This is a genomic window from Spirabiliibacterium falconis (genome assembly GCF_014885015.1).
Lineage (GTDB): Bacteria > Pseudomonadota > Gammaproteobacteria > Enterobacterales > Pasteurellaceae > Spirabiliibacterium > Spirabiliibacterium falconis.
Genome location: NZ_JABMIJ010000004.1, coordinates 212,285 through 234,980, shown reverse-complemented (window position 1 = coordinate 234,980; position 22,696 = coordinate 212,285). Strand labels below are relative to the sequence as shown.

Annotated in this window: 27 protein-coding genes and 4 tRNA genes; 24 read left to right on the top strand and 7 right to left on the bottom strand. The window is 41.0% G+C overall.

Annotated elements, in window-relative coordinates; all coding sequences use genetic code 11:
• Positions 1–2 precede the first annotated feature (2 nt).
• Both HPC40_RS02195 and metN read right to left on the bottom strand, forming a co-directional pair.
• Positions 3–668 carry a methionine ABC transporter permease gene (locus tag HPC40_RS02195; protein WP_208117844.1) on the bottom strand — a complete coding sequence of 222 codons (666 nt, stop codon included), beginning with the start codon at positions 666–668 and terminating at the stop codon, positions 3–5.
• Positions 661–1,695 (bottom strand): methionine ABC transporter ATP-binding protein MetN, encoded by a 1,035-nt coding sequence (gene metN, locus HPC40_RS02190; RefSeq protein ID WP_208117843.1) that lies wholly within the window; start codon positions 1,693–1,695, stop codon positions 661–663. Before metN ends, HPC40_RS02195 begins: the two co-directional genes overlap by 8 nt.
• 154 nt (positions 1,696–1,849) lie before the next feature.
• On the opposite strand from metN, the gene gmhB reads away from it, so the two are divergent.
• The 10 genes from gmhB (at position 1,850) to ruvB (ending at position 10,457) form a co-directional block, all read left to right on the top strand.
• Positions 1,850–2,398, top strand: a complete 549-nt coding sequence (gmhB, locus tag HPC40_RS02185; RefSeq protein ID WP_208117842.1) for a D-glycero-beta-D-manno-heptose 1,7-bisphosphate 7-phosphatase — start codon at positions 1,850–1,852, stop codon at positions 2,396–2,398.
• A 96-nt stretch (positions 2,399–2,494) separates the two neighbouring features.
• The gene (gene aspS, locus HPC40_RS02180) at positions 2,495–4,264 is read left to right on the top strand and encodes an aspartate--tRNA ligase (protein ID WP_208117841.1); all 1,770 of its coding nucleotides are present in this window, start codon (positions 2,495–2,497) and stop codon (positions 4,262–4,264) included.
• A gap of 2 nt (positions 4,265–4,266) precedes the next feature.
• Positions 4,267–5,130: an RsiV family protein gene (locus HPC40_RS02175; protein WP_208117840.1), complete on the top strand. Its 864-nt coding sequence runs from the start codon at positions 4,267–4,269 to the stop codon at positions 5,128–5,130.
• Positions 5,114–5,584, top strand: coding sequence for a dihydroneopterin triphosphate diphosphatase (gene nudB, locus HPC40_RS02170; protein ID WP_208117839.1), 471 nt, complete (start codon positions 5,114–5,116; stop codon positions 5,582–5,584). Before HPC40_RS02175 ends, nudB begins: the two co-directional genes overlap by 17 nt.
• The gene (locus HPC40_RS02165; protein ID WP_208117838.1) at positions 5,584–6,324 is read left to right on the top strand and encodes a YebC/PmpR family DNA-binding transcriptional regulator; all 741 of its coding nucleotides are present in this window, start codon (positions 5,584–5,586) and stop codon (positions 6,322–6,324) included. The genes nudB and HPC40_RS02165 overlap by 1 nt, the downstream gene beginning before the upstream one ends.
• 58 nt (positions 6,325–6,382) lie before the next feature.
• Positions 6,383–7,222: an NgoPII family restriction endonuclease gene (locus HPC40_RS02160; protein ID WP_208117837.1), complete on the top strand. Its 840-nt coding sequence runs from the start codon at positions 6,383–6,385 to the stop codon at positions 7,220–7,222.
• A 7-nt stretch (positions 7,223–7,229) separates the two neighbouring features.
• Positions 7,230–8,207, top strand: coding sequence for a DNA cytosine methyltransferase (locus HPC40_RS02155; protein ID WP_208117836.1), 978 nt, complete (start codon positions 7,230–7,232; stop codon positions 8,205–8,207).
• Positions 8,204–8,770: a crossover junction endodeoxyribonuclease RuvC gene (gene ruvC / locus HPC40_RS02150; RefSeq protein ID WP_208117835.1), complete on the top strand. Its 567-nt coding sequence runs from the start codon at positions 8,204–8,206 to the stop codon at positions 8,768–8,770. Before HPC40_RS02155 ends, ruvC begins: the two co-directional genes overlap by 4 nt.
• A gap of 60 nt (positions 8,771–8,830) precedes the next feature.
• Positions 8,831–9,433, top strand: a complete 603-nt coding sequence (gene ruvA, locus HPC40_RS02145; RefSeq protein ID WP_208117834.1) for a Holliday junction branch migration protein RuvA — start codon at positions 8,831–8,833, stop codon at positions 9,431–9,433.
• Positions 9,434–9,440: 7 nt separating this feature from the next.
• Entirely contained in the window at positions 9,441–10,457 is a 1,017-nt protein-coding gene (gene ruvB / locus HPC40_RS02140; protein WP_208117833.1) for a Holliday junction branch migration DNA helicase RuvB, read from the top strand.
• Here ruvB and HPC40_RS02135 read toward each other — a convergent pair.
• Positions 10,454–10,753, bottom strand: coding sequence for a DUF5339 domain-containing protein (locus HPC40_RS02135; protein WP_208117832.1), 300 nt, complete (start codon positions 10,751–10,753; stop codon positions 10,454–10,456). The two genes, ruvB and HPC40_RS02135, sit on opposite strands and share 4 nt — an antisense overlap.
• 447 nt (positions 10,754–11,200) lie before the next feature.
• Here HPC40_RS02135 and HPC40_RS02130 point away from each other — a divergent pair, with 447 nt between their 5' ends.
• The 14 genes from HPC40_RS02130 (at position 11,201) to HPC40_RS02065 (ending at position 19,430) form a co-directional block, all read left to right on the top strand.
• On the top strand, positions 11,201–12,751 hold the full coding sequence (locus tag HPC40_RS02130; RefSeq protein ID WP_208117831.1) for a cytochrome ubiquinol oxidase subunit I: 1,551 nt from the start codon (positions 11,201–11,203) through the stop codon (positions 12,749–12,751).
• A gap of 14 nt (positions 12,752–12,765) precedes the next feature.
• Entirely contained in the window at positions 12,766–13,902 is a 1,137-nt protein-coding gene (gene cydB / locus HPC40_RS02125) for a cytochrome d ubiquinol oxidase subunit II (protein ID WP_208117830.1), read from the top strand.
• Positions 13,903–13,911: 9 nt separating this feature from the next.
• Positions 13,912–14,025, top strand: coding sequence for a CydX/CbdX family cytochrome bd oxidase small subunit (locus HPC40_RS02120; protein WP_208117829.1), 114 nt, complete (start codon positions 13,912–13,914; stop codon positions 14,023–14,025).
• A complete protein-coding gene (locus HPC40_RS02115; protein WP_208117828.1) occupies positions 14,015–14,299 on the top strand; it encodes a cyd operon YbgE family protein in 285 nt (94 codons plus the stop codon). Before HPC40_RS02120 ends, HPC40_RS02115 begins: the two co-directional genes overlap by 11 nt.
• A gap of 150 nt (positions 14,300–14,449) precedes the next feature.
• Entirely contained in the window at positions 14,450–14,860 is a 411-nt protein-coding gene (gene ybgC, locus HPC40_RS02110; RefSeq protein ID WP_208117890.1) for a tol-pal system-associated acyl-CoA thioesterase, read from the top strand.
• Positions 14,861–14,868: 8 nt separating this feature from the next.
• Positions 14,869–15,555 (top strand): protein TolQ, encoded by a 687-nt coding sequence (tolQ, locus tag HPC40_RS02105; RefSeq protein WP_208117827.1) that lies wholly within the window; start codon positions 14,869–14,871, stop codon positions 15,553–15,555.
• Positions 15,556–15,566: 11 nt separating this feature from the next.
• A complete protein-coding gene (gene tolR / locus HPC40_RS02100) occupies positions 15,567–15,989 on the top strand; it encodes a colicin uptake protein TolR (protein WP_208117826.1) in 423 nt (140 codons plus the stop codon).
• Between the two features lie 14 nt (positions 15,990–16,003).
• Positions 16,004–17,095, top strand: a complete 1,092-nt coding sequence (gene tolA, locus HPC40_RS02095; RefSeq protein WP_208117825.1) for a cell envelope integrity protein TolA — start codon at positions 16,004–16,006, stop codon at positions 17,093–17,095.
• A 26-nt stretch (positions 17,096–17,121) separates the two neighbouring features.
• Entirely contained in the window at positions 17,122–18,426 is a 1,305-nt protein-coding gene (gene tolB, locus HPC40_RS02090; RefSeq protein ID WP_208117824.1) for a Tol-Pal system beta propeller repeat protein TolB, read from the top strand.
• 12 nt (positions 18,427–18,438) lie between these two features.
• Entirely contained in the window at positions 18,439–18,906 is a 468-nt protein-coding gene (gene pal / locus HPC40_RS02085; protein WP_208117823.1) for a peptidoglycan-associated lipoprotein Pal, read from the top strand.
• Between the two features lie 173 nt (positions 18,907–19,079).
• Positions 19,080–19,155: transfer RNA gene (locus tag HPC40_RS02080), tRNA-Lys, on the top strand.
• Positions 19,156–19,170: 15 nt separating this feature from the next.
• Positions 19,171–19,246: transfer RNA gene (locus HPC40_RS02075), tRNA-Lys, on the top strand.
• Positions 19,247–19,261: 15 nt separating this feature from the next.
• Positions 19,262–19,337, top strand: a tRNA-Lys gene (locus tag HPC40_RS02070).
• A 17-nt stretch (positions 19,338–19,354) separates the two neighbouring features.
• Positions 19,355–19,430, top strand: a tRNA-Lys gene (locus HPC40_RS02065).
• A 106-nt stretch (positions 19,431–19,536) separates the two neighbouring features.
• On the opposite strand, the gene HPC40_RS02060 is transcribed toward HPC40_RS02065, so the two are convergent.
• Genes HPC40_RS02060 through dolP form a run of 4 tightly spaced genes read right to left on the bottom strand, consistent with a single transcriptional unit; the run spans position 19,537 to position 22,666 of the window.
• A complete protein-coding gene (locus HPC40_RS02060; protein ID WP_208117822.1) occupies positions 19,537–20,484 on the bottom strand; it encodes a ribose-phosphate pyrophosphokinase in 948 nt (315 codons plus the stop codon).
• A 53-nt stretch (positions 20,485–20,537) separates the two neighbouring features.
• Positions 20,538–21,428 (bottom strand): 4-(cytidine 5'-diphospho)-2-C-methyl-D-erythritol kinase, encoded by an 891-nt coding sequence (gene ispE, locus HPC40_RS02055; RefSeq protein WP_208117821.1) that lies wholly within the window; start codon positions 21,426–21,428, stop codon positions 20,538–20,540.
• A complete protein-coding gene (lolB, locus tag HPC40_RS02050; RefSeq protein WP_208117820.1) occupies positions 21,416–22,042 on the bottom strand; it encodes a lipoprotein insertase outer membrane protein LolB in 627 nt (208 codons plus the stop codon). The genes ispE and lolB overlap by 13 nt, the downstream gene beginning before the upstream one ends.
• 27 nt (positions 22,043–22,069) lie before the next feature.
• Positions 22,070–22,666, bottom strand: coding sequence for a division/outer membrane stress-associated lipid-binding lipoprotein (gene dolP / locus HPC40_RS02045; RefSeq protein ID WP_208117819.1), 597 nt, complete (start codon positions 22,664–22,666; stop codon positions 22,070–22,072).
• Positions 22,667–22,696 lie beyond the last annotated feature (30 nt).

Below are 22,696 nucleotides of genomic sequence, written 5' to 3'. Positions count from 1 at the left end.
GTTTAACGATGATCAACGTAGCGAACAAGGCTGTCCCCTACAAATTGAATGATTTGTACCATAATGACCAGAATGATAACAACGGTGGTCAAAATTTCAGGCACGTGGGTTTGATAGCCATAGCGAATAGCCACATCACCTAAGCCACCGCCGCCTACGATACCTGCCATAGCAGAGTAGTTGACCAATGCCACCAAGGTAATGGTGATGCCGTTGATGAGCCCTGGCAGAGCTTCAGGTAATAAAAACTTCGTGATAATTTGTAGATTACTTGCACCCATTGCACGTGCCGCTTCGGTCAATCCACTTGGAATCTCGATTAGCGAGCCTTCTACCAAGCGTGCAATAAATGGCACAGCAGAGACTGTTAATGGTACAATGGCTGCGGTCGTTCCAATACTTGTGCCGACAACAGCACGCGTAAATGGGATAATCCAAAATAATAAAATCACAAATGGGATAGCACGCCCAATATTGACAGCCATACTCAATGTGCGGTAGAGCTTGGTATTTTGGCGAATTTGTCCTTTGCGTGAAATAAATAAGAGCACGCCTAATGGAATGGCAAGTACAGTGGCAATAAGCCCCGAGACGAAAACCATATACAACGTTTCGAGGGTTGCTTGCCCAATCATGTTCCAAACTTGTGGTGTTAATCGATCAAACATAGCCTAGCACCTCAACACGGACATTATGTTCCATTAAATAAATTTTGGTTTGTTCAATAGCATCTTCAGGGCCTTCGACTTCAGCAATCGTAAAGCCAAATTTTACGCCACCAATATAATCAATTTGTGAGACTAAAATACTTAACTCTACACCAAATTTTTTCGAGGCTTGCGAAAGCAATGGCGCGTCTACCGAACGACCTGTAAATTCAAATTTGATGATTGGCCATGAGTTTGCTCCTTTGGGTGAGCTAGACAGTTGCTCGATATATTCTTTGGGCAAATTAATGCGAACTGTTGATTTAATAAAGCGTTTTGCCAGTTCAGTTTTAGGATTAGAGAAGATCTCGCTTACACTTCCTTGTTCCACTAATTGCCCTTTATCAATAACAACGACCTGATGGCAAATCTGTTTTACGACTTCCATTTCATGGGTGATCAATAAAATGGTTAATCCCAATTTTTGATTGATTTCCTGCAATAAATCCAAAATGGAGTGAGTGGTTGCGGGATCAAGCGCACTGGTTGCTTCATCACATAATAAGACTTTGGGATTGGACGCTAATGCACGCGCAATCGCGACACGCTGTTTTTGCCCACCAGACAGATTACTGGGATATGCCTCTTTTTTATCTGCCAAGCCAACGAGTGTGAGCAGATCATCTACTTTCTGTTTGATATTCGCTTTGCTTTCACCTAATAATTCTAAAGGCAACGCGACATTACCGAAGACGGTGCGTCCACTTAATAAATTAAAGTGTTGAAAAATCATACCAATGTGGCGTCGGGCTTTAATTAGCGCACTATTTGACATAGCAGTTAGCTCCTGTCCGTCCACAAACACCTGTCCGCTAGTTGGCGTTTCCAGTAGATTCGCACAGCGAATTAATGTGCTTTTCCCAGCACCTGATGCCCCGATCACGCCACAGATTTGCCCTTTAGGAATATCAAGATTGATATTATCAAGTGCGGTCAGTGTACGTCCGTCCACATTAAATATTTTATTAATATTTTTTAGCTTAATCATAAAGCCCTATATGACTCAATTTTGCATTTTTGTCATTTTAGACGTCTAGACAGCTATGTCAATCACTATTTTTCATCTAAAGCAAAAAATTTACGCAAATACAGCAGAAAATGCCGCATAATAAGGCAAACGGAGAAAATAGAGTAGGACAACGATGAATAAAGCAATTTTTTTAGATCGCGATGGCACACTGAACATTGATTACGGCTATGTTCACACGATTGATGATTTCACGTTTATTGATGGTAGCATTGAGGCATTACTTGAATTAAAAAAAATGGGCTATTTGTTAGTGTTAGTGACGAATCAATCAGGTATTGCGCGAGGGTTGTTTTCCGAACAGGCATTTTTAACATTAACCGAATGGATGGATTGGTCGCTTGCGGATCGCGGAGTGGATTTAGATGGGATTTATTATTGCCCGCACTTGCCAGATGGCGAGGGAGAGTATGCCATTCAGTGTGACTGTCGCAAACCTGCTGCGGGGATGCTATTACAGGCAATCACAGAATTGCAAATTGATCCTCAGCACTCCATTATGGTGGGCGATAAGATTGCAGATATTCAAGCTGGCATTAACGCAGGCGTAGGATGCAATATTTTGGTTCGCACTGGCAAAGCCATTACCCCAGAAGGCGAGCGGCTTGCCGATGCTGTGCTTGATTCGATTACAGCGTTACCGCACTTTTTAAAACAACGCTAGATACAAAGTGCGGTTTGGCGAAAAACGTATTCAATCCATACATAAATTCAGCTATAATTGACAAATTAACCCGATTGCAAAATAAAGGATAAAAATATGATGAGAACACATTATTGTGGTGACTTGAACGCCACAAATGTTGGACAGGAAGTGATCTTAAGTGGCTGGGTGCATCGTCGTCGCGACTTGGGTGGATTAATTTTTTTAGATATGCGCGATCGCCAAGGCATTGTCCAAGTGTTTGTTGACCCGGCTAATAAAGAGGCATTTGAAAGTGCTTCTCGCTTGCGTGGTGAGTTTTGTATTCAAGTAGTTGGTGAAGTCCAAGCACGCCCAGAAAATCAAATAAATATCACTATGGCAACAGGAGAAGTGGAAGTATCTGCCAAAGCGGTGCGTGTTTTTAACAGTTCAGAGGTATTGCCACTAGACTTCAATCAAAACAACAGCGAAGAGCAACGTTTAAAATACCGCTATCTTGATCTACGCCGCCCTGAAATGGCACAACGCATTAAAACGCGGGCACGCATCACGAGCTTTGTTCGTCACTTTATGGACAGCCATGGCTTTTTGGATATTGAGACCCCAATGCTGACCAAAGCTACGCCTGAAGGTGCGCGAGATTACCTTGTGCCAAGCCGTGTGCATAAAGGTAAATTTTATGCGTTACCGCAATCGCCACAGTTGTTCAAACAGTTGCTGATGATGTCGGGTTTTGATCGTTACTACCAGATAGTGAAATGTTTTCGTGATGAGGATTTACGGGCTGATCGTCAACCAGAATTCACGCAAATTGATGTTGAAACCTCATTTATGAGTGCACAAGAAGTGCGTGATGTGATGGAAGAGATGATTGTAGGATTGTGGCAGTCGATTTTACAAGTTGATTTGGGCAAGTTTCCTGTTATGACCTTTGCGGAAGCGATGCGTCGCTTTGGCTCGGATAAGCCTGATTTACGTAACCCACTAGAAATGGTTGATGTTGCTGATTTAGTCAAATCAGTTGATTTTAAGGTGTTCAGTGCTCCAGCTAATGATCTTAAAGGGCGTGTTGCTGCTATTCGAGTACCAAATGGTAACACCATTACACGCAAACAAATTGATGAATACACCCAATTTGTCGGGATTTATGGGGCAAAAGGCTTAGCGTGGCTGAAAGTCAACGACATTAATGCAGGTATGGATGGCGTGCAAAGTCCGATTGCCAAATTCTTAACGCCAGAGGTGTTAAGTGCAGTATTAAAACGTCTGAATGCACAAACAGGCGATATTATCTTCTTTGGCGCAGATAATTATAAAATTGTTACTGACGCAATGGGTGCGTTACGCTTGAAGCTTGGTCGTGATTGCAATTTGACCGCACTTGATGAATGGAAACCACTGTGGGTGATTGACTTCCCGATGTTTGAGCGTGATGATGAGGGTAACCTTGCGGCAATGCACCATCCATTCACTTCACCAGCCAACGCAACCCCAGAACAACTTGAGCAAGATCCAACGCAAGCCGTGGCAAATGCGTATGATATGGTGATTAACGGCTACGAAGTCGGTGGTGGTTCTGTGCGGATTTTTGATCCCGTGATGCAACAAACCGTGTTCCGTATTTTAGGCATCAACGAGCAAGAGCAACGTGAAAAATTCGGCTTCTTGTTGGATGCGTTGAAATTTGGTACACCGCCTCATGCAGGCTTAGCATTCGGTCTAGATCGTTTAACTATGTTACTAACTGGCACGGATAATATTCGCGATGTTATTGCATTCCCGAAAACCACAGCAGCTGCCTGTTTGCTTACTGATGCACCAAGTGTCGGCAATGCTCAAGCATTAAATGAGCTCGCTATTAGTGTTGTAAAACAAAAGGATTAACCATGAAAATGTCATCAAAATTAACGGCACTGACCGCACTTTTACTTTCAGCCAGTGCAGTGCAAGCGCAAACCCCATTACTTGAGGTGAAACCTGTACAATTGACATCAGAACAAGGGTGTATGATAAAACCCGATCGCCACTGTTATGCGTTGCAAGTGATAACCCTTAAGACAGGGCAAGAGTGGCTGAATAAGTATTTTGAGCAGAATGCGAGAGTGTATCTTGATCCAGTGCTTCCATTTGATCTTGATGAGAAAGCCCAGGAAGAAAAAGAAGCAGAATTTGATAAATTGGATATTGAGGCATTAGCAAAAGCGCAATTAGACAGTGCCAAAAAAGTCTTAGCAGATGAGGATAATGGCCCTATAGGTTGGCAGAGCTATTACGCACCGCACTTTTTAGGACAACGTGGTAACATTGCGATGTTTAGTGAAGAATTTTATACCTATCAAGGCGGAGCTCATGGTTTTGGCTCAACGGTATTTACAAATTTTAATTTAGACACGCAAGAAAAATTGAGCATTGATAACCTTGTCGAGGCAGGTAAACGAGAAGCGTTAATCGCGTTACTTAAAGCAGCCTATGTCGACTATATTAAAAGCGATAATCAAGACCCAACTGGTGCGACTGATGTCGAGGCAATTGCTCAAGAGCGATTGAACGATTATAAAGACACATTTGAAGGGAAAGAGTTTAACTTCACATTCACCTATCGCGGAATTGAGTTCAAATTTCCACCGTATGCACTGGGTCCATATGCCGAAGGTGAAATTGATCTTCTGTTGCCATATCAACAGTTATTTGGCGTCGTGAAACAAGAATTCTTAGCAAACAGTGTGAAATCGCTTGACATCGACTTTTAATCTTAAGCGGCCTGAAAGTGTATTGGTAGTGGTCTATGACCCTACCAGCTTTAATGTGCTTATGCTACAACGCCAAGATGACCGCACTTTTTGGCAGTCAGTTACAGGTTCTTTAGAATTCGGGGAAACGCCACACCAAGCTGCGGTGCGTGAGGTGCAAGAAGAGCTTGGACTTGATGCCCGAACGGTGGATAAAGCACTGATGAATTGCAATAAAAGTGTGGTGTTTGAGATTTTTCCCCAATTTCGACATCGTTATGCACCAGGTATAACCCATTGTCGAGAACACTGGTTTTTAATGGCATTGAGTGCACAGCAGCCGATCACATTAAGTGAGCATAGCGCATATCAGTGGCTTACTGCCCAACGTGCGGTCGAATGCACCAAATCGTGGAATAATGCGCAGGCAATCGAAGAATTTATTTTAAAACGTAACAATAAAGAGGATTTATAATGGCAGGTCACAGTAAGTGGGCAAATATTAAACACCGTAAAGCGGCACAAGATGCCAAACGAGGTAAAATTTTTACAAAACTTATTCGTGAGTTGGTAACCGCAGCGAAAATTGGTGGTGCGGATGTAAGTGCCAATCCACGCCTACGTACCGCAGTGGATAAAGCGCTGGCGAGTAATATGACACGAGATACGATTAATCGAGCGATCCAACGAGGAGCTGGCGGAGAAGATGATTCTAATATGGAAACCATCATCTATGAAGGCTATGGGCCAGCAGGCACCGCAGTGTATGTTGAGTGCTTGAGCGATAACCGCAACCGCACAGTATCGGAAGTACGCCACGCATTTACCAAAACAGGTGGCAATCTTGGCACCGATGGTTCCGTTGCGTATCTTTTCAGCAAAAAAGGACTTATTTTAGTTGAAAGTAGCGATGAAGAAGCCTTAATGGAAGCTGCATTAGACGCAGGGGCAGAGGATATTCAAGGACAAGACGACGGCAGTTTTGAAGTTTATACCGCATGGGAAGAGCTAAGTGCGGTTCGTGATGCAATTGAAGCGGCAGGCTTTAAAATTAGCGAAGCAGATGTGTCTATGATCCCATCAACCAGTGTTGAACTCGATGCTGATAGCGCACCAAAATTAATGCGTTTAGTCGATATGCTCGAAGATTGTGACGATGTACAAAACGTTTACCACAACGGCGACATCAGCGACGAAGTGGCAGCTTTGCTATAAAATTTATTCATAGTAGCCCTAGGAATAGGGCTATTCATCATTTTCTTGAGGTTTTAATGTGAACATTTTAAATGCAATATTATCTCTTATCGCTTCTCCTAACTTTGAGCTTATGAATAGTACAAATTCGCACAACCGTGCTAACAATATGGGAGAAGCGTTAGAAGAGTATATTAAAGATCTATTTGCAGACACGGTCGAAGAAAATGATAGTTCAATTAGACTCAAGAAGTTATCGGAAATATTTAGCTATTTAGGTAATCAAAATAATCCACCTGATGCTATGCTAAAAGATGGTGATGCAATTGAAATTAAAAAGATAGAACGTATTAACTCCCCCATAGCATTAAATAGTAGTTATCCTAAAAAGAAATTATTTATTGATAATTCTATGATAAGTAATGCGTGCAGAGAAGCTGAAGATTGGGCTGTGAAAGATATGCTTTATGTGATAGGTTGTGTTGATAATAATCAGTTACGGGCATTGTGTTTTGTTTATGGTGATGAATATTGTGCTGATAAAGAAATTTATAAACGTATTAGTTCTGTGATAAAAAACGGTGTTGAGCAAATTCCTGGTGTTGAGTTTGCTAAAACAAATGAATTAGGACGGATTAATCGAGTGGATCCATTAGGGATTACATATTTACGAGTTAGAGGAATGTGGGGGATAGAAAATCCATTTAGGGTATTTTCTTACATTTATAAACCACAGAACAAAAAATTTAATTTTATGGCTTTGATTAGCGATGAAAAATTTTCAACATTTAAAAATCGACAGGATTTTTTAGAGAAAATAAGAAATGAGACTGCTGTAATAATAGAAAATGTTGAGATTAAAGATCCGGATAATCCAGTGAAATTAAAAAAAGCAAAATTGATTACGTTTTCTCGATAGGTTTTGGATGAAAGTTGTTAGTTTATTTTCAGGAGCTGGTGGATTGGATTTAGGATTCATTCAGCAAGGATTTGAAGTGGTTTTTGCTAATGAATATGATAAAACCATTTGGGATACTTATAAAAAAAATCATTCTGCTTATCTTGATACAAGAGATATTAGAAATATATTGTCCTCAGAAGTACCTGACTGTGATGGAATTATAGGTGGACCGCCTTGTCAATCTTGGTCAGAAGCTGGCGCATTAAAAGGTATTGATGATGAGCGAGGGAAACTTTTTTTTGACTATATTCGTATTTTAAAGGATAAACAACCTAAATTTTTTCTTGCAGAAAATGTGGTTGGAATGCTTTCTACGAGACATAAAGATGCAGTAGAGTCCATTAAAAAGATGTTTATTGATTGTGGCTATAATTTAGATGTTACGCTAGTTAACGTATCCGACTATGGGATTCCTCAAGATAGAAAACGTGTTTTTTATATAGGATTTAGAAAAGATTTAAATAGAAAATTTATTTTTCCAGCGAAAAAAAAGATAAAAAAGACATTAAAACAAAGTATCTATGATTTAAAAGATTCTGCTGTGCCCGCCTTAGATAAAAATATGGCAAATCTTAATTTGGAGATATTGAATCATGAATATTTTATTGGTGGTTTTTCCTCGATTTTTATGAGTAGAAATAGAGTTAGATCGTGGAATGAAGCTGGGTTTACTGTGCAAGCAAGTGGACGGCAAGCACAGTTACATCCTCAGGCTCCTATTATGCCAAAAGTTGGAAAAAATAAGCATATTTTTGTTCAAGGATACGAACATCTTTATCGCCGCATGACAGTAAGAGAATGTGCTAGAATACAGACATTTCCTGATGATTTTGAATTTGTTTATGATAAAGTCGATAATGGATATAAAATGGTTGGAAATGCAGTGCCGGTGGAGATGGCAAGTATAATTGCACAAAGTATAAAAGAACAGCTACAGCAATGATCATTCTTGGTATCGATCCTGGTTCACGCGTGACGGGCTATGGGGTGATTCGCCAAACAGGTAAGCAATTAGCTTATCTTGGCAGTGGTGCGATTCGCACGAATGTGGATGACTTACCGAATCGTTTAAAGCGTATTTATGCGGGGGTGAGTGAAATTATTACACAATTTCAGCCTGATATATTCGCTATTGAGCAAGTGTTTATGGCGCGTAATGCGGATTCAGCATTGAAGTTAGGGCAAGCCCGCGGGGTCGCCATTGTTGCCGCAATGAACGGTAATTTGCCAGTATTTGAATATGCCGCACGTTTTGTGAAACAAACCGTTGTAGGCATTGGTTCAGCAGATAAGGTGCAAGTGCAGCATATGGTGAGTGCAATGTTGAAACTTTCATCTCCGCCACAAGCGGATGCTGCGGATGCACTTGCGATCGCCATTACTCACGCCCATAGCACACTGCATTCACAACATATCAATCAAGCATTGCAAGCACAAACTTCAAGTGCGGTTAGTTTAAAAGCACGTTATAGCCGTGGTCGTTTTCGTTTAAAAGCAGAAAAATAACTGGATATTTATACAGTTTTTATTTATGCTATAAGCATGCAAATAGAGTAAAGGAAGAGGATGATAGGGCGTTTACAAGGCGTGTTAATTGAAAAGCAACCGCCAGAGATCTTGCTGGATGTTCATGGTGTGGGCTATGAATTGTTATTGCCGATGACCAGTTTTTATCAGTTACCAGACACGGGTAATCATGTCAGCGTATTTACCCATCTAGTGGTTCGTGAAGATGCACATCTCTTGTTTGGTTTTGTGCAAAAGCGTGACCGCACTTTATTTCGTGAACTGATTAAAACAAATGGTGTTGGTCCAAAATTAGCGTTGGCAATTTTGTCAGCGATGTCGGTTGATGACTTTTCTTATGCGATTGAACGTGAAGAACTTTCTAAGCTAGTTAAAATTCCTGGTGTCGGGAAAAAAACAGCTGAAAGGCTGTTAGTTGAACTTAAGGGCAAGTTTAAAGACGTAAAACATCATTTTGATACTGCCAATATCACTGATATGCAAAGTGCGGTGCCAATGGAGGATCCAAGCAGCGAAGCCGTAGCAGCATTAATTGCGCTAGGGTACAAGGCACAAGAGGCTGAGAAAATGGTTAAGCGTGTAGCGAAAGATGATTTTAGCTGTGAAATGTTGATTCGTGAGGCATTAAAAAGCGCACTATAGGTGAGAGATGATAGAGGCAGATAGAATTATTAGCGCAGTTGACCTCGGGGGAGAGGATACCATTGATCGTGCTATTCGTCCGAAATTATTGCAAGATTATATTGGGCAAAGTGCGGTGCGAGAACAGATGGAAATTTTTATCCAAGCTGCCAAATTACGCCGTGATGCGCTCGACCATCTTTTAATTTTTGGTCCCCCAGGGCTTGGCAAAACCACGCTGGCAAATATTATCGCCAATGAAATGGGGGTGAATATTCGCACGACATCAGGTCCCGTTCTTGAAAAGGCAGGGGATTTAGCCGCAATGCTAACAAATCTTGAGGAGCATGATGTTCTGTTCATTGATGAAATTCATCGGCTTTCACCAGCGATTGAGGAAGTTCTTTACCCTGCAATGGAAGACTATCAGCTCGATATTATGATTGGTGAAGGTCCTGCCGCTCGCTCAATAAAATTAGATTTGCCGCCGTTCACATTGGTTGGAGCAACAACGCGGGCTGGCTCATTAACGTCACCTTTGCGTGATCGTTTCGGGATTGTACAACGCTTAGAATTTTATTCGATTGACGATCTTACTGCTATTGTGAAACGCAGCAGCCAGTGTTTACAACTTAAACTGCAAGAAAATGCTGCATTTGAAGTGGCGAAGCGATCACGTGGCACGCCTCGTATTGCTAATCGGTTATTACGACGCGTGCGTGATTTTGCCGATGTGAAAAATCAAGGCGTGATTACGGTTGATGTTGCGAAAGATGCGTTGAAAATGCTCGATATTGACCACCAAGGTTTTGACTATTTAGATCGAAAATTACTGCTCGCATTGGTTCAACAATTTTCAGGCGGTCCCGTTGGATTGGATAGTCTGGCTGCAGCCATTGGGGAAGAGCGAGAAACCATCGAAGATGTACTAGAGCCGTTTTTAATTCAGCAGGGATTTTTACAGCGTACACCTCGTGGTCGAATTGCCACAGCGCAGACGTATCTACATCTAGGGCTAGATTATCCAGAAAATAGACGCTATTAATTATTGCTAATATCTTTATTTTTCAAATTATTAAGTGCGGTTAAGCCTTTATCACAACTTTTAATTTGAACGTCGCGATCTAGTGCAAGAATTTGTTTTTTACTTTGTGAAAGTTTATTTTTAATTGATGCGAATTGGGTATGGGTTCCTGGTTGTTGTTCAGCTTCCTTAATCAATTGCTCTGTTTCATTAAATAGCTTTTTGCATTGTGTTGGCAATTGCTCTGCTTGTGCATTCAAAGAAACCGCACTGAATCCAACGATTACCCCGAGTATTAATGTTATTTTCTGTCCCATATTCGCCCTTTCCAAAGTTTATTAGGATGATTTGCAATATCTGTTCAAAAGTAACAAATTAATGCGGTAATGTCTATTTTTTCTCATTAAAATAACGTAAATTTTTGAATAAATAACCAAGTAATTTAATAAGGTATATGTTTAAAAAGTAAGATATTTTTCATAAAGTTGATTTATATCAATTTTTGACTCCAGTTTGGTTTCGTGATTTTTTGATCTTTGTAATAAAATGTGAAAGAAATATTAAAATTTCTGTTTTTTATACCTGATTACAGGTATGATAAATAGGGTTATTTACTTATTCTCACTTTTCTTACTAACTAATTGATTTTCAGCTCTTTGTAAGAAAAGTGCGGTGAGTTTTATGTGGCATTTCGTTTGAAATGTCTGGGGTGATTACATTATGTAATCAAACACTAAAACTTGTAGTGTTTACAAGGAGTTGAGATGTTAGATATTGTTGAACTCTCTCGATTGCAGTTCGCATTAACCGCACTTTATCACTTTTTGTTTGTGCCTCTCACATTAGGGCTTTCTTTTATCCTGGTGATTATGGAAACACTTTATGTGGTGACTGGCAAAGAAGTGTATAAAGATATGACCAAATTTTGGGGTAAACTATTTGGTATCAACTTTGCCTTAGGGGTTACCACAGGGATAACAATGGAGTTCCAATTTGGCACGAACTGGTCATACTATTCTCACTATGTTGGGGATATTTTTGGTGCGCCATTGGCGGTTGAGGCGTTGCTTGCTTTCTTTATGGAATCAACATTTGTTGGTTTGTTCTTCTTTGGTTGGGATCGTTTATCAAAAGGTAAACATTTACTTTCAACCTATCTTGTGGCGATTGGTTCAAATCTATCAGCAATGTGGATTTTGGTGGCGAATGGTTGGATGCAAAAACCAGTGGGATCAGAATTCAATTTTGAAACAATGCGCATGGAAATGACCAGTTTCTTAGATCTTTGGTTAAGTCCAATTGCACAGACTAAATTTATGCATACGTTATCAGCAGGTTATGTCTGTGGTGCAATTTTTGTATTAAGTATTAGTTCTTATTACTTATTAAAAGGACGTGATATTGGCTTTGCGAAACGTTCATTCTCCGTTGCTGCACCATTTGGTTTAATTGCGATTATTTCTGTAATGATTATGGGAGACGAGTCTGGTTACTATATTGGTAAAGCTCAGCCTGTAAAATTAGCGGCAATGGAAGGCGAGTGGCACACTGAGCCAGCACCAGCAGCATGGAATTTATTTGTAATTCCAAATGAAAAAGAAATGGAAAATGATTTTGCGATTTCTATTCCTTATGCAGCAGGGATTATTGCAACGCGTTCATTGACTGAACAAATTACGGGGTTACGTGATTTAAAAGTGGAAAATGAGCAACGTGTTCGTAACGGTATGATTGCCTACGAGTTGTTACATAAATTGCGTAGTGGGGATTATTCTGAGGCAGATAAGGCACAATTTAAAGAATATGAAAAAGATCTTGGCTTTGGATTGTTGCTAAAACGTTATACTGATAATGTACTTGATGCGACTGATGAGCAAATTAAGCAAGCCGCCGCGGATACTATTCCTAAAGTAGGTCCAACCTTTTATGCTTTCCGTGTAATGATGGCTGTGGGTGGTTTGCTGTTGCTGTTATTAATTGCTGCATTTGCAACGACTATCAGTAAAAAAATTGGACAACGTCGCTGGGTGCACCGAGTGTTATTGTGGAGTTTACCACTACCTTGGATTGCGATTGAAAGCGGCTGGTTCTTAACAGAATATGGTCGTCAACCTTGGGCTATTTATAATATGTTACCAGTGGGTGTGGCACATTCTGATCTAACAACTGGCGATCTTTGGTTCTCTATTATTACTATCTGTACGATCTACAGTATTTTCTTGGTAGCAGAGATGTATTTAATGTTTAAATATGGTCGTTTAGGGCCAAGTGCATTAAAAACAGGTCGTTACTATTTTGAACAAACAGCGAAATAAGCAGGAGACAAAAGATGATTGATTACGAAATTCTCCGTTTTATCTGGTGGCTGCTGGTTGGCGTATTGCTGTTAGGATTTGCAGTAACAGACGGTTTTGATATGGGGGTGTTAACCTTACTTCCTTTTGCAGGAAAAAAAGAGGTTGAACGCCGTGTGATGATCAATACTATTGCACCGCACTGGGATGGTAACCAAGTATGGTTACTTACTGCAGGTGGTGCAATGTTTGCAGCTTGGCCGATGGTTTATGCAACCTCTTTCTCAGGTTTCTTTATTGCCATGATTTTGGTGCTAGCAGCACTATTCTTCCGTCCAGTAGGGTTAGAATATCGTGCTAAAATTGATAGTCCAAAATGGCGTACCGCATGGGATTGGGGGCTCTGTATTAGTGGCTTAGTACCTTCATTAGTATTTGGTGTGGCATTTGGTAATTTGCTCCAAGGCGTACCTTTTGAGTTTAATGATATTTTACAAGTAAAATATACAGGTTCATTCTGGGAATTATTAAATCCATTTGCATTACTGTGTGGATTAATTAGCCTGTCTATGTTAACGACTCAAGGTGCAGCGTGGCTACAAATGAAAACAACTGGCGATTTGCGTGATCGTGCAAGAATGGTAACGCAAGTTGGTGCATTTGCAACATTGATCACTTTTGCATTAGCGGGCGTATGGTTATTATTCAAAGATGGCTTTGTTATCACCAGCGTTATGGATCATAATGCTGCTTCAACACCGTTAGGCAAAGAAGTTGTACTTGAAACGGGAGCATGGTTCAATAATTATAAAGCAATGCCAATTTTATGGGCAATTCCAGCATTGGGGCTTGTAAGTGCATTGTTGAATATTGTGTTTTCCAAAGCGAATCGTTCAGGTTTTGCATTTTTATTTTCGTCATTAACGATGGCGGGTATCATTTTTACCTGTGGCGTAGCAATGTTCCCATTCATTATGCCATCTATTACACAACCTAATACAAGTTTAACTATGTGGGATGCAACTTCAAGTCAATTAACATTAACCTTAATGCTTGGTTTTGCATTAGTTTTTGTTGTGATTTTGCTTGCATATACCATCTGGGCTTATATCAAAATGTTCGGACGTATTGATAGTAACTTCATTGAAAACAACAAAAGCTCACTTTACTAGGAGGACATAATGTATTACGTTGTATGGATTTTAGGGGTTATGCTTGCTGTTATGTTTTCAGCTATTGTAACCATTAGTGCTGAAAAAACAGGCACATTTGATGATGAAAGTAATGTTAAATAAACTTTATCAATCGGTAAATAAGGGCTCGTGGCGAGCCCTTTCACTTATATTGGCTGCCGTTTTAATGGTAACAATGTTTTTGAACGCCAAGCGTTTTGCCCTTGATTTTGGTGGACCATCACCATTATTTACCTCATTTTTAATCTGGGGAACATCTATTTTATGGATTCATGGTATGGGGCTTGATCTTATCAAAACGCGATGGAAGCTCATCTTTAATCCCCTAATAGGCTATATTGCTGCTATATCAGGGCTTATTTTTTTATATTTATAGTAATGTTGAAAGCATCTCAAAAGAGGTGCTTTTTTACAGAACAATCTGATAAAAGTGCGGTCTAATAGCGTAATATATTGGATAGTGCTAGACAATCGCATAGCAATTCTTGATAATATCACATTTTAAATAGCGAGGATTCGCACGGTGCTGTGTTTTAAATTGCGAGTTTATTATGAAGATACGGATGCAGGTGGCGTAGTCTATCACGCCCGTTATCTACACTTTTTTGAACGTGCGAGAACAGAGTTTTTACGTCAACTTGGCTTTGAGCAAAAAATCTTGCTTGAAAAAATGCAACTTGCGTTTGTGGTCAAAAAATTAGCGTTGGATTATCGCTTTCCAGCTAAACTTGATGATGAATTAATCGTACAAAGTGCGGTTAGCCAAATTAAAGGCGCAAGTTTAGTTTTTACGCAAAGCCTATGGCGGGATGATTGCTGCTTATCACAAGCTAATGTGGTAATTGCAGCAGTCGATATAAGCAAAATGAAACCTATGGCACTGCCGAGCGATATTCGTAGTGCTTTTATTTTACACAGTAGTGATATTGACGATTGAGGTTTTGAATGTCAAATGAGTTAAACTTTCTACAATTATTTTTAGATGCGAGTATCGTAGTGCAAATTGTAATCGGTATTCTTATCTTATTTTCCATTATTTCATGGGCGATTATGATTCAGCGTAGTGCTATTTTGCGTCAGGCACTCAAATCATCAGCGACGTTTGAAGATCGGTTCTGGTCAGGTGAAGATTTACATAAGCTGTATGATGGACTTGAAAATCGTCGTGACGGATTAAGTGGAAGTGAGCAGATTTTCTATGTCGGTTTTAAAGAATTTTTACGTTTACAGTCAACGCACAGTTCTCCAGAAGCGGTGATTCAAGGTACAACGCGCGCTATGAACTTAACGCTCAATCGCGAAATTGAAGATGTTGAAAATCGCATTCCCTTTTTGGCAACGGTAGCGTCAATTAGCCCATATATTGGGTTATTTGGTACTGTATGGGGAATTATGCACGCATTTATGGCATTAAGTAATGTGAAACAAGCTACATTACAAATGGTTGCCCCTGGTATCGCAGAAGCTTTGATTGCAACAGCGATAGGGCTTTTTGCGGCAATTCCAGCTGTTATGGCTTACAACCGCTTAAGCCTAAGAGTGAGTAAACTTGAGCAAAATTATAGTAATTTTATTGATGAGTTTACGACGATTTTACATCGCCAAGCATTTGCTAAACAGCATACAGCATAATCGGAGGCGTTATGGCATATAGACGTCAAAGACGAAATGTCAAATCAGAAATCAATATTGTGCCTTTTTTAGACGTATTACTGGTGCTGTTGCTTATTTTCATGGCAACTGCACCGATTATTAGCCAAAGTGTTGAAGTTGAGTTACCTGATTCAGCTGATAGCAAAAGCGTGTCTAATGAAGATAAAACACCCGTAATACTAGAGGTAACAGGGGTTGGAGAATATACGTTGGTCATTGATGGACAACGCAATGAAAATTTAAGTGAAAGTGCGGTCACAGAGATGACAAAGGCGATTTTTGATAAGGATAAAGAAACGACGTTTTTAGTCGGTGGAGCAAAAGAAGCACCTTATGAAGAAATTATTAAAGGATTGAGTTTGTTGCATTTGGCTGGTGTTGATAAAGCAGGCTTAATGACCAATCCGCTCTAACTAAAGGATGCAGTGTGCGAAGTGATAAAAATAAGAAGTTAAGTCGTGCTGTTTTTGTTTCAGTTTTCTTGCATGCACTACTCTTTCTTGCGTTGATTTTAGGATCACTTTGGTATCACTATATGCCCGCAATGGGTGGCGGCGAAGGTGATGGTGAGACTATGGGTGTTGTTATGGTTGATACAGGACAAGTAGCACGAGAGCTTGGTCGTGTCAAACAACAGCAAAAAGGCGATATTGAACGAGCAAAACAAGAACAAGAAAAACGTGAAATAGCGCAGCGTGAGCAACAAAAGCAACGTGAGTTAGAAGAAAAAGCAGCCGAGCAAGCACGTGAAGAGCAACGTCAAAAAATGCTTGAGCAGGAAAAATTACAGCAGCAAAAAGCGAAAGCTGAAGCTAAAGCCAAAGCGGCAGAAGAAGCTAGGGTGAAAGCGGAAGCTGAAACCAAAGCCAAAGCGGCAGCAGAAGCCAAGGCGAAAGCAGAGGCTGAAGCCAAAGCCAAAGCGGCAGCAGAAGCTAAGGCAAAAGCAGAGGCTGAAGCCAAAGCTAAAGCGGCAGCAGAAGCTAAGACAAAAGCAGAGGCTGAAGCTAAAGCCAAAGCGGTAGCAGAAGCTAAGGCAAAAGCAGAGGCTGAAGCCAAAGCCAAAGCGGCAGCAGAAGCTAAGGCAAAAGCAGCAGCGAAAGCAAAAGAGCAAAAAGCAGCTCAGCAAGCTGCACTGGATGATTTGATCAATAATGGCACCATAGGTGGTGGTTCGGCAAATCGTGGTTCTAATCAAAATGGTAAGGGAACACAAGGACAGGGTGCTGCTGCGGGCAATGGAAATGGTGATAAAGTCGGTGATCAGTATGCTGGTGTCATTAAACGGGTGATACAGCGTCGATTTATTCGCGATCCGAGCTTTGCGGGTAAAGTGTGTAGTGTTCGTATTTCACTTGCGCGTGACGGAACGATTTTGGGCTATGATAAGGTATCTGGTCCTAATGATATTTGTAATTCAGCACTCAGAGCAATTAAGGGAACACGTAAAGTCCCTGCGGCACCTTCTGATGCGGTTTACAATAAGTATAAAAATCCAACCATTGAGTTTGATTTAAAATAAACACAATTGATTAACAGGTGGTTTGAATGAAACAACTTAAACAAATTTTGACCGCACTTGGCTTTTTGTTTGTGCTGGTAGCCAGCGTGAAAGCCGAAGAAGTGCGTATTGTGATTGATGAAGGGGTCGACGGTGCACAACCTATGGCAGTCGTGCCTTTTAAATGGAATGGTCCGGGCAGTGCACCAGTGGATATTGCAGATATTGTATCCGCAGATTTACGTAATAGCGGTAAATTTAACCCAATCGCTCCTGCTCGTATGCCGCAAAAACCAGCATCTGCTGCTGAAGTAAATCCTGAAGCGTGGTCTGCGCTAGGTATTAGTGAAATTATTGTTGGGCAAATTACGCCAGACGGTTCAGGTTATAACATAGCGTATCAACTAGTTGATACAATTGGTGGTGCAGGTGCCGCGGGTTCTGTATTGATGCAAAATAGCTACCATATTCCAAATAATAAACAACTTCGCTATGGTGCACATACTGTAAGTGATGAAGTATTTGAAAAACTTACTGGTATTCGTGGCGCATTTCGCACGCGTATTGCTTATGTTGTACAACATAATGGTGGATCAAAACCGTATGAATTACGTGTAGCCGATTATGATGGACATAACCAATTTATCGTTAATCGTAGCTCACAACCTATCATGTCACCAAGCTGGTCAGCAGATGGCAAAAAATTAGCCTACGTGAGCTTTGAGAATAAAAAATCACAAATTGTGACCCAAGATCTCAATTCTGGTGCTCGCAAGGTCGTTGCATCCGCACCACGTCATAATGGAGCACCCGCTTTCTCACCTGATGGTTCACGCTTAGCGTATGCTTCATCTCGTGATGGTAAACTGAATATTTATGTGAAAAATATTAATGGCGGTGGTGAAGTGCAACTTACGCGTGATGCAGGTAACAACACAGAACCAAGCTGGTCTCCAGATGGCCGCTCAATTGTATTCACTTCTGATAGAAGTGGTAGCCCACAAGTGTATATGATGAGCTCAAATGGCGGCGGAGCAAGCTATGTTGGTAGTGGTGGTCGCAGTTATAGTGGACAAATTACAGCAGATGGTAAAAATTTAATTATGATCGATTCTGATCATATTGTGAAAAAAGATCTCGCAACAGGAAAGGTTGAAGTGTTAGGTTCAACATTCTTAGACGAGAGTCCAAGTGTGTCACCAAATGGAATTATGATTATTTATAGCTCTACCCAAGGGCTAGGTAAAGTGCTACAATTGGTGTCTACCGATGGACGCTTTAAAGCGCGGTTGCCAGGTGTGGACGGTCAAATTAAGTTCCCTGCTTGGTCTCCATTTCTTACTAAAAACTAAGGAGTAATCTTAATGAAAAAACTTGCAAAAGTGCTTATGATCGCAGCCCCTGCGCTTGTTTTAACAGCGTGTGGAAGCTCATCTGATGAGTCTGCATCTCAAGGTCAAAACAACGGTCAAATGTTTGGTAATTATAGTGCTGCAGATTTGCAACAACGCTATAACACTGTATATTTCGGCTTTGATCAATACTCAATTGAAGGTCAATACCAACAATTATTAGATGCACACGCATTATACTTAACTGCAACTCCAACTAGCAAAGTATTAGTTGAAGGAAATACTGATGAGCGTGGTACACCTGAGTACAATATTGCACTTGGTCAACGCCGTGCTGATGCAGTTGTGAACTACCTTGTCAATAAAGGCGTAAATGGTAACCAACTTTCAACAGTTTCTTACGGTGAAGAAAAACCAGCAGTACTTGGTCATTCAGAAGCTGATTATGCTAAAAACCGTCGTGCGGTGTTAGCATACTAATCCAAAATGAAGTGATTAAAACCTCAGCACATAGCTGAGGTTTTTTATTTTTAAGCCATTTTCTGTGCGAATTGTTGACAAATCAGACAATCAAGCAAAAAAATGCAATTTTTGATTGATATGTTCTGTGAAATAAGTATCATAGTGGCTCGTTACAGTGATGTAGCAAAAGTGGGTCGTTAGCTCAGTCGGTAGAGCAGCGGACTTTTAATCCGTTGGTCGAAGGTTCGAATCCTTCACGACCCACCACTTAAGTTCCTTGATGGGTCGTTAGCTCAGCCGGTAGAGCAGCGGACTTTTAATCCGTTGGTCGAAGGTTCGAATCCTTCACGACCCACCACTTAAGCTCCCTGATGGGTCGTTAGCTCAGCCGGTAGAGCAGCGGACTTTTAATCCGTTGGTCGAAGGTTCGAATCCTTCACGACCCACCACTTCAAACTCCTTATAGGGGTCGTTAGCTCAGTCGGTAGAGCAGCGGACTTTTAATCCGTTGGTCGAAGGTTCGAATCCTTCACGACCCACCAAATTACCTCAATATTAATTTACCGAACTTATCTGATTTTTATTGATCTAGTTTATCGATAAAAAAACCGCACATTAAAGTGCGGTTGGTGAGAAAAATGATTACCCTTAGTCGAACATCGCAGAAATGGATTCTTCATTGCTAATGCGACGAATAGCTTCAGCCAGCATACCAGATAATGTCAGTACTCGGACTTTACCCAGTGCTTCAATACGAGGTGTGAGTGGGATAGTGTCAGTTACGACGATTTCGTCTAATTCAGTGCCAGCGATATTTTCTGCAGCGTTGCCTGAAAATACAGCATGGGTTGCATAAGCAAAGACACGTCGTGCGCCGCGTTCTTTTAATGCTGCTGCGGCTTTACATAATGTTCCCCCTGTGTCGATCATATCATCTACTAAAATACAGTCACGATCTGCAACTTCCCCGATGATATGCATGACTTGGGATACGTTTGCACGTGGACGACGTTTATCAATGATTGCCATATCGGTATCATTTAAGAGTTTGGCAACCGCTCGAGCACGCACCACGCCTCCAATATCAGGAGAAACTACGATTGGATTGACCAAATCTTGTTTTTTAATAATATCATTGAGAAGAACAGGTGAGCCGAAAACGTTATCTACGGGTACATCGAAAAAGCCTTGAATTTGTTCTGCGTGTAAGTCACAAGTCAGAACGCGGTCAACACCGACGCTGGATAAGAAATCAGCCACAACTTTTGCGGTAATTGGCACACGCGCTGAGCGTACACGGCGATCTTGTCGAGCGTAACCAAAATAAGGAACGACAGCCGTAATCCGTCCAGCAGAGGCGCGGCGTAAGGCATCGACCATTACGATGAGCTCCATTAAATTGTCGTTAGTGGGCGCGCAGGTGGATTGAATGATAAAAGTATCGCTTCCACGTACATTTTCATTAATTTGAACATTGATTTCTCCGTCGCTAAAGCGCCCTACGGTAGCTTTACCTAGAGAGGTGTATAAACGTTCAGAAATTTTTTGTGCTAGTGCAGGCGTTGCATTACCAGCGAAAAGCTTCATATCAGGCATTGTGTTACCCCAAGTCGATGAAAGTTTATGATTGAATGAACAATCGGCAAATTTTACGGCATAAATCGTTGTGCTAACAGTGTATGTAACGGTGAGCGGTTACAACTTTGGGCAACAAATCCAGAAAAATCCGATGGTAATTGCGCCAATACCGTGTGTGCCGCCATTTCATTTTCAAATGGGGCGAACACGCATGCCCCAGTTCCTGTTAATCGCGCTGTGCTATATTTTAGCAACCAGTGTAGTAGTTGTTCAACCTCTGGCGTGTGAAAGCAGACAACTTTTTCACAATCATTACTAAATGATAAATTTAAGCAGGCTTGCATTGTTCTTTTGGGCGTATTGCGTGGCAAATGAGGATCGGCAAAAATGGCTGCTGTAGCAATACTGACATGCTTCGGTTTGGCAACTAAAAATGTGTGTTCTGGTGCTTGGCAAGGGGTGATAATCTCGCCCACGCCCTCTGCGAATGCAGTATGTCCATGGATAAAAATGGGGACATCCGCACCGAGTTGCAAGCCTAATTGTGCTAATTCATTAAGTGGTAAATGTAATCCCCAGAGCTGATTTAGCACTAAAAGTGCGGTTGCTGCATTCGATGATCCGCCACCAATACCACCGCCCATCGGTAGATTTTTTTGTAAGGTTATTTCTGCGCCTTGGCGACAATGCGTATGGCGTTGGAGTAATGCTGCGGCTTTCGTAATCAAATTCTGTTCATTCGGAACACCAGCAAGTGCGGGAGAAACTAAAATTTGGGCATCAGTGCGTGGTGTGATTTTTAACCAGTCGCCATAATTTAAGAATTGAAATAAGGTCTGTAATTCGTGATAGCCATCAGCACGTTTGGCGGTAATATATAAAAATAAATTAAGCTTGGCCGGGCTTGGGTACCAATCATGCGGAGCGGCGTTTAGATCAAAGTGCGGTGCTAGAATGTCCACTTATCTACCCGCACTTTAAGTTGTTTTGCATCACCTTGAATAACAATATTTTGCGGCAATGGTGGCGTGCCCGCATGATATTCACCATAGTTTGCAATCCAACGCTGACCGTTAACAGTGTAATCAAATTCATTTAGTAGATGGTCTGTTGACCGCACTTTATAGTTTTGTGTGCCTTTAGGCTCACCTTTGAGCCAGTAACTAAATAGCTCGATTGGAAAATCCATACCGACAATCTCTTGCAGCAAAATGTGTGCATCTTTTTCGGTGCGTTGGTTTCCTTTGTTATCGCTGACCACCAGCCCCATTGGAGTCATTTTTAAGGTTAAAGTCTCACGACTTAAACCCGATGATAAAAACAGTTGGTAGTTACTATCATTCACATACTGCCAGTCAAATTGTGTGGAGAACCGCTCTTTAGCACTGATATATCCAAGCTGCCCCTGTGCTTGATATTGCTTGATATTATGCAATTGTATCAAGTGTTGTTGCCATTGGGCATCGTTTTGCGATACAGTTTTAACTGGCGTTTGCACGATTGTATCGCCAGCACAGCCAGCAATAATTAGTGAAAGTGCGGTTATTCCGAAAAATGTCAGTATGCGTAATGGCATAAATCACCTTAAAAGGGCTATTAGTGCTTAATTAATATAAGAAAAGACTTTTACGACTTTTTTCACGCCAGCAATATGGCGTGCAACGTCCACAGCAGCATTGGCTTGTGCTGGGGTAACATTCCCCATTAAAAACACTTCACCGTTTTCTGTTACTACTTTAATATGGGTTGATTTTACTTCAGAATTAACCAACAGTTTAGATTTAATTTGCGTTGTGATCCAAGTATCTGTGCTATTTTGTCCGATACCGATATTTTGTCCAACGCGAATTTCATTATAAACATCAGTAACACCATCTACGCCGCTGGCAAGATTTTTTGCTGTTTCACGCAAGCTATCATTTGGTACTTGCCCGATTAACAATACGCGTGAGTTATAAGATACGGCATTCACATTCGCATCCTGTTTAATTTCAGCATCTTTATTCATCGCTGAAACCACTTTTACTTCTAATGTTTCGTCATCAATTTGGGTGCCAGTGGTGCGAGGATCAGTTGCGACTTTAGTGGCAACGGCAGCACCTGTTCCCACTACCGCAGCTGTTACGCAGGCTTGTAGGCTGGCTAAAGCGAAAAGTGCGGTTGCAAGTTTAAGCCTTTTCATCAAAACTGGTTTTAACATAAACATCTCCCTTGAGAATTGATTGATACT